General features: G+C 67.0%; 13 protein-coding genes. 5 read left to right on the plus strand and 8 right to left on the minus strand.

Features of this window, described 5'->3' with window-relative positions:
* Positions 1–13: 13 nt before the first annotated feature.
* Positions 14–766 carry a substrate-binding periplasmic protein gene (locus V3596_RS10525; protein WP_334277676.1) on the plus strand — a complete coding sequence of 251 codons (753 nt, stop codon included), beginning with the start codon at positions 14–16 and terminating at the stop codon, positions 764–766.
* A gap of 12 nt (positions 767–778) precedes the next feature.
* Here the strand turns inward: V3596_RS10525 and V3596_RS10530 are convergent, their stop codons facing one another.
* From V3596_RS10530 to V3596_RS10550, 5 genes are read right to left on the minus strand one after another with little or no spacing between them, the layout of a single operon-like run.
* Entirely contained in the window at positions 779–1,633 is an 855-nt protein-coding gene (locus V3596_RS10530) for a hypothetical protein (RefSeq protein ID WP_334277677.1), read from the minus strand.
* 2 nt (positions 1,634–1,635) lie between these two features.
* Positions 1,636–2,790: an FIST signal transduction protein gene (locus V3596_RS10535; RefSeq protein WP_334277678.1), complete on the minus strand. Its 1,155-nt coding sequence runs from the start codon at positions 2,788–2,790 to the stop codon at positions 1,636–1,638.
* A 17-nt stretch (positions 2,791–2,807) separates the two neighbouring features.
* Positions 2,808–3,494, minus strand: a complete 687-nt coding sequence (locus tag V3596_RS10540) for a PhaM family polyhydroxyalkanoate granule multifunctional regulatory protein (protein WP_334277679.1) — start codon at positions 3,492–3,494, stop codon at positions 2,808–2,810.
* A gap of 45 nt (positions 3,495–3,539) precedes the next feature.
* Positions 3,540–4,466 carry a TraB/GumN family protein gene (locus tag V3596_RS10545; protein ID WP_334277680.1) on the minus strand — a complete coding sequence of 309 codons (927 nt, stop codon included), beginning with the start codon at positions 4,464–4,466 and terminating at the stop codon, positions 3,540–3,542.
* The gene (locus tag V3596_RS10550) at positions 4,466–4,963 is read right to left on the minus strand and encodes a retropepsin-like aspartic protease family protein (RefSeq protein WP_334277681.1); all 498 of its coding nucleotides are present in this window, start codon (positions 4,961–4,963) and stop codon (positions 4,466–4,468) included. Before V3596_RS10550 ends, V3596_RS10545 begins: the two co-directional genes overlap by 1 nt.
* Before the next feature lie 102 nt (positions 4,964–5,065).
* Between V3596_RS10550 and V3596_RS10555 the strand changes: the two genes are divergently transcribed.
* The gene (locus tag V3596_RS10555) at positions 5,066–7,237 is read left to right on the plus strand and encodes a M3 family metallopeptidase (protein WP_334277682.1); all 2,172 of its coding nucleotides are present in this window, start codon (positions 5,066–5,068) and stop codon (positions 7,235–7,237) included.
* Positions 7,238–7,604: 367 nt separating this feature from the next.
* Here the strand turns inward: V3596_RS10555 and V3596_RS10560 are convergent, their stop codons facing one another.
* From V3596_RS10560 to V3596_RS10570, 3 genes are all read right to left on the minus strand, one after another.
* Positions 7,605–9,905, minus strand: coding sequence for an ATP-binding protein (locus V3596_RS10560; protein WP_334277683.1), 2,301 nt, complete (start codon positions 9,903–9,905; stop codon positions 7,605–7,607).
* Positions 9,906–10,021: 116 nt separating this feature from the next.
* Entirely contained in the window at positions 10,022–10,303 is a 282-nt protein-coding gene (locus V3596_RS10565; RefSeq protein WP_334277684.1) for a BTH_I0359 family protein, read from the minus strand.
* A gap of 132 nt (positions 10,304–10,435) precedes the next feature.
* Entirely contained in the window at positions 10,436–11,386 is a 951-nt protein-coding gene (locus V3596_RS10570; protein ID WP_334277685.1) for a DUF3108 domain-containing protein, read from the minus strand.
* A 51-nt stretch (positions 11,387–11,437) separates the two neighbouring features.
* On the opposite strand from V3596_RS10570, the gene V3596_RS10575 reads away from it, so the two are divergent.
* The 3 genes from V3596_RS10575 to V3596_RS10585 are packed head-to-tail and all read left to right on the plus strand — an operon-like array spanning position 11,438 to position 14,042.
* On the plus strand, positions 11,438–12,439 hold the full coding sequence (locus V3596_RS10575; protein WP_334277686.1) for a fumarylacetoacetate hydrolase family protein: 1,002 nt from the start codon (positions 11,438–11,440) through the stop codon (positions 12,437–12,439).
* Positions 12,436–13,371 (plus strand): nucleoside hydrolase, encoded by a 936-nt coding sequence (locus V3596_RS10580; RefSeq protein WP_334277687.1) that lies wholly within the window; start codon positions 12,436–12,438, stop codon positions 13,369–13,371. The genes V3596_RS10575 and V3596_RS10580 overlap by 4 nt, the downstream gene beginning before the upstream one ends.
* The gene (locus V3596_RS10585; protein ID WP_334277688.1) at positions 13,368–14,042 is read left to right on the plus strand and encodes a DUF4197 domain-containing protein; all 675 of its coding nucleotides are present in this window, start codon (positions 13,368–13,370) and stop codon (positions 14,040–14,042) included. Before V3596_RS10580 ends, V3596_RS10585 begins: the two co-directional genes overlap by 4 nt.
* Positions 14,043–14,106: the final 64 nt, after the last annotated feature.

Below are 14,106 nucleotides of genomic sequence, written 5' to 3' on the forward strand. Positions count from 1 at the left end.
TATTGGGCGGACCATGCGCGCGCTGCTCTCAGTCCTCTCTCTCTTGCTGAGCCTGAGCCAGGCGCCAGCGCGGGCAGAGCAGATCACCCTGGTAGCGGAGAACGACTGGTACCCCTACACGGCGCAGCGGGACGGGCGCATCACCGGCCTGACCGTCGACCTCGTGCGCGCAGCCTATGCCAGCGTCGGGGTCAGTTTGCAACTGAAAAGCATGCCCTTTGCCCGCTGCATGACCCTGGTCGAGCGTGGCGACGAACTGGGCTGCTTCAACAGCGGCCAGGACCTCAAGCACAGCCAGGACTCCTATCTCTTCCACGCCACGCCGCTGCTGCTCAACAGCAACGGCATCTACGCCCGGGTCGACAGCAAGGAAAGCGGCCTGGGGCCGGCAGCCCTGTCGGGCCGGCGCGTGGTCCTGACGCACGGCGGCTCGTATGGCGACACCATCGAGGCGAACCAGAGCATCGTCCGCGTCGTCGCGCTGAGCGACCTGGCCAATCTGCGCATGCTGGCGGCAGGCCGCGCCGATTTCACCGTGCTGGACGACCGCGTCTTCGACTACCTGGTGCAAGCCAATGCCGGCGAATTGCGCGGCAAGTTGAAACGCGTGGGCCGCGCCTTCAACGATCTGCCGATCTATGTGGCCTTCTCGCGCAAGCGAGCCGAGGCGCCGCGCCACGCGGCCTTGCTGGACCAGGGCCTGGCGGCACTGAAAGCCTCGGGCGAGTACCGGCGCATCGTTGAGCGCTGGCAGTTGCCGCCTTGAGCCGTTACTCGTTCAGAGCCCGAACCACAACTGCTTGCGCGCCAGCGGCGTGGCGGTAGGCAGCAGCGGGTTCTGCAACTTGAGCAAGTGGCGCGAGCGCAGCTTGTAGCGCTCGATCACATCGCCGAACTGGGCCTGCCAGAGCCGCTCCAGGGTGCCGTCGGCAACCAGGGCTTCCATGCCCTGGGTCAACAGCTCATGCAATTGCGGCTTGGCGGGTGCGACGAAGAAGTAGAGCGCGGTCGGGTACTGCAGCAGCAGATGCGGCTCGATCACCACGCCACGAGCGGCATGTTCCTGCGCCTCCAGGCCGATCTCCAGCACCGAGCGCGGAAAGTAGTCGAAACGGCCCTCGGCCAGCCAGCTGAACAGGCTTTCGAAATGCGTGCCCGTCTGCACCTTGAGACCGTTGGCGCGCAGGATGGCGGTGTCGGGCCAGTCGTTCATCTGGCCGGCCTGCAAGGCGCCCAATTGCTCCAGCGTCTTGACGCCGGCCCATCGCCCGAGCTGCGCCTCGCGTACCAGCAGGAGGCGCCAGCCGAGCAAACCACGGTCCAGCGGGATACGGACCGGCAGCAATTGCTGCTCGCGCTCGGGATTGGTCATGGTCCAGAACACGTCGAGCCCGGGGTCGGGTCTTGCCAGCTCCAGCAAGGAGCGGCTCTGCACCATCACATTGCGGCTGGACTGGATCTCGACTTTCTTGCCGCTTCGCTCCAGGGCCAGGCGCAGGAGCAGCAGCATGTAGCGCACCTGCGGGTCTTGCATGGCCTCGTGCTTGGCCACGCGCACGACCAGGGGCGCTGCGGCATGCCCGGCTCCCGCAGCGAGGGCACTGGCAGCGGCAAGCAGGCTTCGACGATCCATCGTCATGGACCCAAGAATACCGACAGCACGCCGGTGTAGCCATAGAGATGCTGATGCGCGATCTCGCCGGCCGCGAAAAACCCCACAAGCGGCACCTCGCCAAGTGCATGGCGAACGATGCGGGCCTCGGCCGAAGGGCTGCCGAAATGCGGGCCGCCGCGCCCTGCGCAGCTGACGTAGACCGCACCGAGCATGGGCCTTTCGCCGGCCAGCTCGCGCAGTTCGGCGCAGATGCGCACCAGGTCGCGGCGCGCGGCCTCGCGGTTACGCTGGCAGAAGCTCAGGTGGTCGCCCTGATGCAGACGCTCGCCAATGGCCACGCCGTGACGGGCCGGATCAATACCCACCAGATGGCGCACCATCACCTCGGGCCCGAAGGCATGCAGGCGCGGCTGAGCAGACAGGGCCGTGCGGCGAAGGCCGGCCAGCGTCTGGCGCAGCCGCGGCAAGGCCTCGCGCCAGTCGTCGGCCTCGGTCAGCACCGGCAGGGCCAGGTCTTGTAGCAGCAGGTCCAGCGCGGGTTCGCCATCCAGCGCCAGCAGCAGGTTGCCATCGCAGTCGCTGACCTCGCGCTCCTCGCCCAGCGGCTGGCAGCCCTGGCTGACGCGCGAAATGATCTCGATGCCCGGCCCGAAGGCCACACCCGAGAGCCCGCCACGCCAGACGCCATTGGCCACTTGCACGCCGGCCTCGGTGGGCTGGCTGCTGGGCAGACCGCCGAACAGATAGCCGTCACGGGTGTGGCTGGCCATGTCCTGAAGCAGCTCGCCCAGCTCGGGCGCTGCGGCATCGGCATGCACTTGCGCGAGCTCGGCCGGCCAGCGCGCCAGCGGCGCGGCGCCCGAGAACACACGGAACTGCTCGCGCGGCAGCTCGGCCAGCATCAGGGCCAGCGCCGGCTCGTCATCGAAATACTCGGCCTCGCCGGCAATCAGCCCGATGGCGCTGCAACCCACCCAATCGACACCTGGCCAGCGCTGGCGCGCTTCGTCAAGCAAGACCTCCGCGGCGCTGACGAATCGGGCACTCAGATAGAGCCAGCCCAGCGTGGGCTGCAGGCCGGACTCGGCGCGCTGCGCGTCGATCTGCGCCGCCGCGAGCGCCATGGCCATCTGCGGCAGCGGATGGGTGGCGTGCGCGCTGGCAAAGGGCTTCATGGCGGCCCGGGGCAGCTTCAGCGGCGGCGCACCGCAGGCTTGCTGACGGCCTTCTTGGCGGCCGGCTTGCCCGCCAGGCCCTTGGCCACGCTGCTGGCCACGGCGCCTGGCACCGAGGCGGCCTTGCGCAGCGTTTCGCCGGCAGCATCGAAGCTCTGCTTGACCATGGCGCCGGCCAGGTTCTTGGCGGCGTCCGTGGCCTGGTCTTTCATGGCGTTGGCGGCAAGCTGCGTGAACTGCTGGCTCAAGGCGCCCCACCATTGCATGGGGTCGACCGGCGGTGTCTTGGCATCTGCCTTGGCCGCCGGCTTCGTGCTTTCTGCATCCACCTTGGCAGCCGCCTGCTTCTTGACGCGCGCCGCCACCTTGGGCGCAGCCGGCAGGCCGGGGAAGGCCGGCATCTCGGGCATGGGCATCTTCAGGCTCTCGCGCAGCTCGGTCAGCGGCACGTTCATGGTCTGCAAGGTCGACAGGGTCATCCTTTGCACTTCGAGTGCCTGGATCGTGGCGTTGAGCATGCGGGCGTTCTGCTCCAGCCAGAACTGCACGGTGCGCAGCTCCTCGATGCGCTTGCCCAGCTCTTCCGGGTTCAAGGTGGGCGCGACCCACTGGCCGATGCCCGGCAGGGCCGAGCCGGCGTTCTTGACCAGGCCTTGCAGGAAGTCGAAGCCCGGGACGAACTTGGTGAAGCTGGTGTCGGCCATGCGCGCTGTCTCCGCTGTTGAAAGGGGTGGCAGCATCCTACGCCGTCAGCGGGGCTTGGGCAGCAGTTGTTCCACCTCGAAACCCTGCTGCTTCAGGAGCAGGGGCAGGGCCTTGGCGCCGCTCATGTGCAAGGCACCCACCGCCACCAGCGCCCGCTTGCCGGAGGCATGCAGGGCGGCGATGCGTTGCGCCAGCGCCTCGTTGCGGCCATCGTTGAGGCGGCGCAGCTGCTCGCGCTCGATGTCGTCGTCCGGGCAATTGCAGGGCGGCTCGACCTGGCTCAGCGCCTGCAGGTCGCCGCGCTCCCAGGCATCGGCCAGGCCGCGCAGCATGGGCCGCAGCCGGCCCTTCTCCATCTGCTCCAGGCTCACGCTCAGCTCGCGCTTGGCCGTGGCCGCATCGGCCGGAACCAAGGCTGCCATCTGCTCGGCGGCGGTCTCGAGTGCATGCACGGGGCGCCCTTCGCCGCGCGCACGGGCCAGCAGGGACATCTCCTGCGCATAGGCCGGGTCCAGGCCATCGGCACGGCCGGCGATGCTGGCGATGCTGGCCACCTGCAGCAGAGGATGCAGTCCGGCCAGCGACTGTTCGCTCAGACAGGCCGCGAGCATCTGCGCCTGCAGGCGCTTCTGGCTGCGCAGGTCCAGCTCCATCGCGGGCATCGCCCGGAGCGCCTGCATCAACTGCGGGTCACCGGGGTCCAGCTCCAGCACCAGGGTGTCGGTGCGGCTCCAGGCCTGGCGCAAGGCCGGGCCGGGAAACAGCCAGGCCGGGCGGCCGATGTGGATGCTGCCGTAGAGATAGCTGTCATGGCCGTCGCGGCGGATGCGCCACAGCGGTCCGCGGTCCACCGCCTCGGACTCCAGCTGGCGCAGCTTGGCGGCGCCGGGCATGGGCACGGTGGGGCAGTCCTGCGCGAATGCCGCGCCCGCCCACAAGAGCAGGCCGGCCAGCAGATAGCGAACGGGCATCAACGGCCTCCCTTCAATCGCAGCTCATTGCCGCTCATCGTCATCTGCAGCTTGGACAGCATGTCCATGCCCAGGAGCGGCGCATCCAGCTGCGGCAGCACCGTCACCGGCAACTGCCGCGCCTCCACGCCGCCGTCCAGCTGCAGATGAGCCCGCGCCCGCCAGCCGCGAGCGATACCGCCCGCCGTGCTGGAGCGCACCTCGCCCTCCGAGACCAGGCCGGCCTGGCGCGCCAGGCCCTCGGGCAAGGCGGTGGAGGTGGCGCCGGTGTCGACCATGAACATCACTTCCACATCGCCCAGGCGACCGGGCCAATGGAAATGGCCGTCCGGCCCGCGCTTGAGCACGATCTCGCCGCTGTCCTCCACAAGGAAGCGGCTGCGGCCCTGCTCGCGCTCCCAGGCCTTGAAGCCGAGGAAGACCAGCAGGAGCACCAGCAGCCAGATGGTCCAGACCTTGAGACTGGAAGGAAGTTCTTTGGGGCCGTTGTTGTGCATGCCCGAACGATGCCATGGATTCGGGCGGGGTCGAACTTCGAAGTTCTTTGCCCGCATCGGTTAGCCTTGCGCGCTTCGCACCCCGTTTCTGGAGTACATCCCATGAGGATTTCCCGCCTCACCCGCGTCAGCCGCGTCAGCCGCGCGATTGCCGCGTCCGCCACCCTGGCCGCCGTTGCCTCGATGAGCCTGGCCCAGGCGCCCGCTGACAGCAGCAACCCGCTGCTCAAGCCCAGCACCCTGCCCCTGCAATACCCGGCCTTCGACAAGATTGCCGACACGCACTTCGGCCCCGCACTGGACGCCGGCATGGCCGAGCAGCTGGCCGAGGTCGAGGCGATTGCCAACAACCCGGCCGCCGCCACCTTCGACAACACCATCGTCGCGCTGGAGCGCAGCGGCCGAACGCTCAGCCGCGCCAGCACGGTGCTGTTCTCGCTGCTGGGCGCCGACACCAACCCGGCCCGCCAGAAGCTGCAGGCCGAGTACGCCACCAAGCTCGCCGCGCACAGCGACGCGATCTCGCTCAATGCCAAGCTGTTCGCCCGCCTGCAGGCCCTGCACGCCCAGCGCGACAAGCTCGGTCTGGACACCGAATCGGTGCGCCTGATCGAACGCTACCAGCGCAATTTCGTGCGTGCCGGCGCCCAGCTGGACGAAGCCCAGAAGACCCGCATCAAGGCCATCAACGCCGAGATGGCGACGCTCTCGACCCGGTTCAACCAGAACGTGCTGGCCGAGGTGAACGACTCGGCCCTGGTGGTCGACAAGGCCGAGCAGCTCGACGGCCTCACACCCGACCAGATCGCCGGCGCTGCGGCTGCCGCCAAGGCCCGCAAGCTGGAAGGCAAGTACGTCATTGCGCTGCTCAACACCACCGGCCAGCCCTATCTGAATCAGCTGAACGACCGCGCCCTGCGCGAGCGCCTGTACAAGGCCTCGGTGGCCCGTGGCAGCCGCGGCAACAACTTCGACAACACGGCCATCGTCGCCCGCGTGGCCACGCTGCGCGCCGAGCGCGCCGCACTGCTGGGCTATGCCACGCATGCCGACTATGTGCTGCAGGTCGAGACCGCCAAGACACCGCAGGCCGTGAACGACTTGCTCGGCAAGCTGGCTCCCGCGGCAGTCGCCTCGGCCAAGCGTGAAGCGGCCGAGCTGCAAGCCATCATCGACAAGGAACAGGCCGCGAAGAAACAGCCGAGCTTCAAGCTCGAAGCCTGGGACTGGAGCCTGTACAGCGAGAAGCTGCGCGCTGAGAAATACGGCTTCGACGAGTCGCAGCTCAAGCCCTATCTGGAGCTGAAGAACGTGCTGGAAAACGGCGTGTTCTACGCCGCCGGCCAGCTCTACGGCCTGAAGTTCAAGCAGCGCGGCGACCTGCCGGTCTACCATCCGAGCGTGACCGTCTATGACGTGTACAACGCCGATGGTTCGCAGCTGGCGATCTTCATCGCCGACATGTACTCGCGCCCGTCCAAGCGCGGTGGCGCCTGGATGAACGCCTATGTGCAGCAGAACAAGCTCAACGGCACGCTGCCGGTGGTGGCCAACCACCTGAACATCCCGCCGCCCGCGGCCGGCCAGCCCACGCTCCTGACCTGGGACGAGGTGACGACGCTGTTCCATGAGTTCGGCCATGCACTGCACGGCATGTTCTCGAACGTGATGTTCCCGAGCTTTGCCGGCACCAGCGTGCCGCGCGATTTCGTCGAGTACCCCTCGCAGGTCAACGAGATGTGGGCCTCCTGGCCCAGCGTGCTGGCCAACTACGCCAAGCATCACAAGACCGGCGAACCAATGCCCAAGGCGCTGCTGGAGAAGATGGCCGCTGCCAAGAAGTTCAACCAGGGCTTCGCGACTACCGAGTACCTGGCCGCGTCGCTGCTGGACCAGCGCTGGCATCAGCTGAAGGCCGTTGACGTTCCGACCGCCGACCAGGTCATGGCTTTCGAAGCCAAGGCCTTGAAGGACGCCGGCGTTGACTTCTCGCCGGTGCCGCCGCGCTATCGCACGCCCTACTTCAGCCACATCATGGGCGGCTACTCTGCCGGTTATTACGCCTACATCTGGAGCGAAGTACTGGACGCCAACACCGTGGCCTGGTTCCATGCCAATGGCGGCCTCAAGCGCGAGAACGGCGACAAGTTCCGCGCCACGCTGCTCTCGCGTGGTGGTGCTGAGGATGCGATGGTGCTGTTCGGCAAGCTCGTGGGCCATGCACCCAAAATCGAGCCGCTGCTGGAGAAGCGCGGGCTCGTGACGGCCAAGTAAGTCCGGCAGAGCCGCCTCGGGAGGGGCGGCTCTCGGCACATAGCAGCCACACGCTGTTTCCTTCTTTCGCGCTGCCGAGGCCATCGGGTGAGGGCTTGTGCTCCTGTCCCCCGGACCGGGCTTCGCCCGATCCTCCTCCTTTACCTCGCCCAAACCCTCACCCGACGCCCTCGGCCGAACCTGCGCCTGCCACCCGGCGCAGGCCACGGTGGTGCGGAGCAGGACGGCAGTGGGTGCCCCGCAGCGAGGTAAAGGAGGAGGCGCCGGCCGCAGGCCGGTGACGGGGGACAGGAGCGAAGGGGTGCCCGCTGGCGGCCTGATCTTCGACGTACCTTCGAGGGAGAAGGCAAGAGTCCGCAATGTGCCGTCAGCGGAAGCCAATCTCCCGCCGCTGCCGAACTTCCGGCTTGACGCGGTGTTCGGACTCCAGCTGGGCCAGGTATTCATCCGGGGCGAACTGCTCACCGAGGATGGCGACCTGCTCGCTGACCGCGGCAAAGTCGCCGTGCGTCAGCTGATCGAGCCGTGCCAGCCTTTCGCATTGCTCGCTGCTCAACTCTGCCGCATCGCCGCCCAGCGCCTCGCGCGCAAACATGCGCTCGCGCTGAGCGGGCTTCAGGGGATGGAAGCGTATCTTGAAGGCAAAGCGGCGCAGGGCGGCTTCATCCAGGTCGTCGAACAGATTGGTCGTGCAGATGAAGAGCCCGTCGAAACGCTCCATGCCGGCGAGCATCTCGTTGACCTCGCTTACCTCGTAGTTACGCTCGGCCATGCGCCGGCTGCGCAGAAAGCTGTCGGCCTCGTCCAGCAACAGCACCGCGCCTTCATGCGAGGCAGCCTCGAACATCCGGGCCATGTTCGCCTCGGTCTCGCCGACGAACTTGCTCACCAGGTCGCTGGCCTGGCGCACCATCAAGGGCCGGTGCAGTTGCTGGGCGATGTGTTCGGCCAGCGCCGTCTTGCCGCTGCCAGGCGGGCCGAAGAAGCAGAGGTTGCCGCGGCCGCGGCGCTGCAGGGCCTCGACGATGCGCGAGATCTCGAAGCGTGATTCGCAGTTGAGGAGCTCGGGCTCGTAGCGCGTGACCGTCACGCGCGCGCCGCGCTCCTGGCCAGCCGAGCCCAAGGCCTTGTCGGCGTTGAGCAACTGGCGCTCGATCAGCTTTTCGCAGTCCTCACCATCGCCCGCGAGCTGGGCAAAGCGAACCGCGGTGCGGATCTGCGCCGGCGTGAGCGCGCGGCGCTCTGCCAGCTTGGCGGCAAAGCCGTCGCCGACCTTCACCTCCGACAGGGCGCGCTGCACCAGGCCCAGGCGCGCGCCCGGCGGCGGCGACTTGAGTTCGAGGTGGTACTGGAAGCGGCGTCGGAAGGCCGGGTCGATCTGCTCGATGCGGTTGGTCACCCAGACCACCGGCACCGGGTTGGTCTCGAGGATCTGGTTGACCCAGGCCTTGCCGCTGACCGAGGCGGAATGCGGCGCCTCGAGCGCTGAATCGAGCCGCGCCATCAGGTGCATGGTGTCGCTCGACAGCGGCGGGAACACGTCCTCGACCTCGTCGAACAGAAGAGCCACCTGCTCACTGGCCTTCAGGAACTGCTGACTGATCTGCAAGGAGCGGTAGCGGTCTCGGCCGGTCAGCGAGTTGCCGTCACGGTCGTCGTATTCGACCTCGTAAAGATCCAGGCCCGCCTCTTCGGCCGCCACTTTCGCCAGCTCGGTCTTGCCCGTGCCCGGCGGCCCGTAAAGCAGCACGTTGACGCCAGGTTCGCGCCGCGCGACCGCCTGTCGCAGCAGGGTGCCTAGCACCTGCAGGTCTTCAGCGACGAATTGGAAGTCGCGGCCACTCAAGCTGCTCTTGACCACCGGCCGCGTGAACACGGCCATCAGGTCGTGCGGGCCCTGGTATTCGCGCATCAGCACCGGCGGCAGCTGGTCGCTGACCTTCATCAGGTCGGCCAGGTCGGTGATGTTGTGCTCCGAGATCAGGTTCTCGACCATGCCGATGCGCTCGAGCCGCGAACCGGCGCGCAAGGCCTCGGCCACATCGCGCTCGTCCACGCCGGCCACGGCCGCAATCGCGGCGAAGGCTTCTTGCGCGTTGTTGACCTTGAACTCGACCAGGGCGCCGCGCAGCTCGCGCTGGTAGCGGGCCAAGGTACCGTAGAGCAGCAAGGCCCGCTCGGCCGGATTGAGCTGCAGGAGATTGCCCAGGGCCGCGATGTTCTTCTCGACCAGGGTGGACTCGCGCTTGAGCTGGCGGTCGAGGTGGTCGCAGGTGGTGGCCAGCACGGCCAGCACGTCCTTGGGCGCGTCCTTCACGTACTCGTCGAGGTAGAAGAACAGCGTGGCTTCGGCGAAGGGGCCGTTCCAGACGCCGAAACGGTCCAGGAAGGCGGCATCACCCAGCGCCGTGTGACCGGCCCACAGCTCATTGCCCTGCACGCGCCGCTCGAGGAACTCGCGCAGCCTTGTCAGCACGCGCACCGGCCAGACGAGATGCCGGCCGGTGAAGGACAGGAGGCCGTTGAAATCGCGGCGCAGGTTGAAGCGGCCAGCATGCCGCACCGTCAGCGTCAGGACGAAATGCGAGCACATGCGATCCAGCACCGGGGCATTGCTGAGCCCGGGCGAAGCCAGCACGCTTTGCTGCTCTGCCAGACGCTTGACCATGGGCGACTCCTCGCTACCTTCGCCCGCCCTTGTTGGATCGGGCGGCGTGGTCCGATCTTGGCGCAGCCCGGCGCCAAGAACAAGGGGCCCCGTGAGGCCCCTGTGTTTGTCGTTCGTTAATGCATCACGACCGGCTGCTGTCCCATGTTGGCGTACCGCTCAATGAAGTCGTCCAGCTCATCTTCGGACGGCTCGCGGTCGCCAATCAGCGCCTCGACACCTTCCTGGAACTGCTGCGCCATCGCGCCCTCGATGAAGATCTCGCGACGAGCGAACTTGTCGACGATCTCGAAGCCACCCCGACTCAGACATTGCGGTGCATCTTCGCTGACGCCCGTATCAACCGGCACCTCGAACTGGACCACGATGTAGCTGGGGGAGTTGTAAAGCATGTGCATGAGAACTCTCCTATGGCCGGTAGCTGGATCCAGACTAAGCGCTTTCAAGAGCGCGCTGAGCCAAATACTGGCAGAAAGCCCCCCACTTCAGGGGAATCCATGAGGACCCGCTGTGGTGGAAGCGGCACAAGATCACGGCAACTCGGGCTTCCCTTCACTCTGGAGCAGCAATTCCCAGCGCAGGGTGTCGGCCTGCGTATGCCGGATGCGCACCGGCAGGTGATGGCGCGCCGGGTCCAGCCAGAGCTCGACCCGGGAATCCCAGGCACCAAGCGGCTCGCGCACCAGCCGCACGGCCGACTCCAGGCGCCCGGCAGGCAGCTCCAGGCCCTCGCGACCCAGCACCTTGAATCGCCACTGCTGCAGCTCGCCGCGCAGGCTGGCCACGGGCATCAAGAGCTCCGTGCCGGCTTGATAGCGTTGCGGCTCGGCCTCGACCAGGGCGGCGAGCTGCAGCCACCAGCTGATGCGGTCCTGCGAACCTTGTTGCAAGGGCAGGACCGCCGGGCTGGCTGAAAAGCTGACCACCCCTTCGTCCCGACGGAAATTGGTGGCCTGGCGGTCGCGCATGCCTTGCTTGCCCTGCTGTCTTTGCGCAAAGCGGCGCGGCGCGAGGCCAGCATCCGGGTCCAGATCACCCAGGCTGCGCCAGGTGGGCAAGGCCTTGCCGGCAAGCTCACGCTCCAGCAAGGCCTCGTAGTGGCCTTGCTCATCGGGGCGCCAGCTCAGCCGCGCCGTGCCCTGCCGCTCGCCCTGGATCAGCAGGTACTGCCAGCTGAAGCCCGCCACCGGGCGCGGTGCGGCAGTGGCCGCCAAGGGCGTGCTCGGCCTCAGCTTCGGCAACTTGGCGGCGGGTTCACGGGGCATTGCAGGCGCCGCAGCGGCCGCAAGCTCGGGCTGGGCAGGGATCAACAGAACGCTGGTCGTGAAGGCCTTGGCCGGCTGGCCCAAAGGCAGTGCCGAAGGCCTGCTGAGCAGGCTCCAGACCAGGAGCAGATGCAGTGCCACGGCCGCCGCCAAGGCCCCAACCAGCACGCGCGGGCGCGGTGCATGGAGGGTCGTTGTCGCCAGGGCTTGAAGCATGTGGACAATGCTAGCCAAAGCGGCGCCCTGCCCGCATCGACCATCCAAGCCATGAAACTCGCCACCTACAACGACGGCTCCCGCGACGGCCAGCTGCTGGTCGTCTCGCGCGACCTCAGCCTGGCGCACTACGCCAGCGGCATCGCCACCCGCATGCAGCAGCTGCTGGACGACTGGAACTTCGTCGCACCGCAGCTGGAAGAGATTTCGCAGAACCTGAACCATGGCAAGGCGCGCCACGCCTTCCCGTTCGAGCCGCAGCGCTGCATGGCGCCGCTGCCACGCGCCTATCAATGGGCCGATGGCTCGGCCTACATCAACCATGTGGAACTGGTGCGCAAGGCCCGCGGCGCCGAAGTCCCCGAAAGCTTCTACACCGACCCGCTGATGTACCAAGGCGGCAGCGACGACTTCCTCGGCGCCTGCGAAGGCGCCCGCTTCGTTTCTGAAGCCATGGGCATCGACTTCGAGGCCGAGATCGCCGTGGTCACCGGCGATGTGGCCATGAGCACCGACGCCGACGCCGCGCTGGAATGCATCCGCCTCGTGATGCTGGCCAACGACTGGAGCCTGCGCAACCTGATACCGGCCGAGCTGGCCAAGGGCTTCGGTTTCTTCCAGAGCAAGCCGGCGACTGCTTTCAGCCCGGTGGCAGTCACGCCCGACGAGCTCGGCGACGCCTGGAAGAAGGGCCGCTTGCATCTCACTTTGCAGACGATGTGGAACGGCCGCAAGGTTGGCCAGTGCGAGGCCGGGCCGGAGATGAGCTTCCACTTCGGCCAGTTGATCGCCCACGTGGCCAAGACACGCAATCTGCGTGCCGGCTCGGTCATCGGCTCGGGCACGGTCTCGAACAAGGACTGGGCCAAGGGCTACAGCTGCATTGCCGAGAAGCGCGCGATCGAGATGATCGAGAGCGGCGGCGAAGCCAAGACCGAGTTCATGAAGTTTGGCGACACGGTGCGCATCGAGATGAAGGGACGGGACGGGCAGAGCATCTTCGGTGCCATCGAGCAGGATGTGCTGCCGCTGCATGATCCCGACGCCAAATGACCGTCAAGAAGATCCTCATCGATACCGACCCCGGCCAGGATGACGCCATCGCCATCCTGCTGGCGCTGGCCAGCCCCGAGCTCGAAGTCGTCGGCATCACGACGGTGGCTGGCAACGTGCCGCTGCCGTTGACCAGCCGCAACGCACGAATCATTTGCGAGCTGGCGGGCCGCACAGACATGCCGATATTCGCCGGCGCTGCCAAGCCCTTGCAGCGCGAGCTGGTCACCGCCGAGTTCGTCCATGGCAAGAGCGGCCTGGATGGCATCGAATTGCCCGAGCCACAGATGCGTTTGCGAGAAGGCCATGCGGTCGACTTCCTGGTTGAGACCTTGATGCGGCTTGAAGGCATCACCGTCTGCGCATTGGGCCCGCTGACCAACATCGCACTGGCGCTTCAGAAGGAGCCGCGCATCGCTGCACGCATCGAGCAGATCGTGCTGATGGGCGGCGGTTGCTTCGAAGGCGGCAACATCACGCCGGCGGCCGAGTTCAATTTCTTTGTGGACCCGCAAGCTGCGGCACTGGTCTTCGCTGCCGGCATCCCGATCACGATGGCACCGCTGGACGTGACGCACCAGGCCCTGACCACGCGCCCACGCATTGCAGCCTTGCGCGCCCTGGGCAACCGCACCGGCCTGGCCTGCGCCGCGTGGATGGAATTCTTCGAGCGTTTCGACGAAGAGAAATACGGCCAGGAAGGCGGCCCGCTGCACGACCCCTGCGTGATCGCCTGGCTGCTGAAGCCCGAGCTCTTTACGGGCCGCCGCTGCAATGTCGAGATCGAGACCAGCAGCGACTTGACCCTGGGCATGAGCGTGGTGGACTGGTGGGGCGTCACGCCACGCAAGCAGAATGCGCTGGTGCTGGGCGGCATCGATGCCGAGGGCTATTTCAAGCTGATCACCGAAAGACTGGGGGCCTTGCCATGAAGCGTCGTGAGTTCACTGTCCTGGCCGCATCCGGCCTCTTGATCCCAACAAGCTGGGCCGCCATCAGCGAAACCGATGCCGCCAGCGGCATCCGTGCAGCGCTGGAGCGAGGCGCCGAATCGGCCGTGGCCATGCTCGGCAGGAACGATGGCTTCATGGGCAATCCGCTGGTGCGCATCGAGTTGCCGGAGCGGCTGAAAAGCGCGGTCAAGCTCCTGAAGGCCACCGGCCAGGGCAGGAAGGTCGACGAGCTGCTGCTGGCCATGAACCGCGCGGCCGAGGCCGCCGTGCCGGCCGCCAAGCCACTGCTGGTCAAGGCGGTGAGAGACATCAGCGTAGAAGACGCCTTGAAGCTCGTGCGCGGCGGCAACGACAAGGCCGTGACCGATTTCTTCGCCGGCAAAACCCGCGAGCCCTTGGGCAAGCAGTTCCTGCCCATCGTCACGCAGGCCACGGAGAAGGTGGCGCTGGCCGACAAGTACAACGCCGTTGCCGGCAAGGCGGCCAGCTTGGGCCTCATGAAGGGCGAAGAGGCCAACATCCAGCAGTACGTCACGGCCCGCGCGCTGGACGGCCTGTTCCTGATGATTGGCGAGGAAGAAAGAAAGATCCGCCAGGACCCGATAGGCACCGGCAGCGCGCTCTTGAAGAAAGTGTTCGGGGGCAGGTGACTTTCGCGGCGTAGGTCGCTTGCGGCACGTAGCAGCCGTTCGTGTTCTGGTGTTTGGATTGGTC

Source organism: Roseateles microcysteis, from assembly GCF_036880965.1.
Lineage (GTDB): Bacteria > Pseudomonadota > Gammaproteobacteria > Burkholderiales > Burkholderiaceae_C > JAUASW01.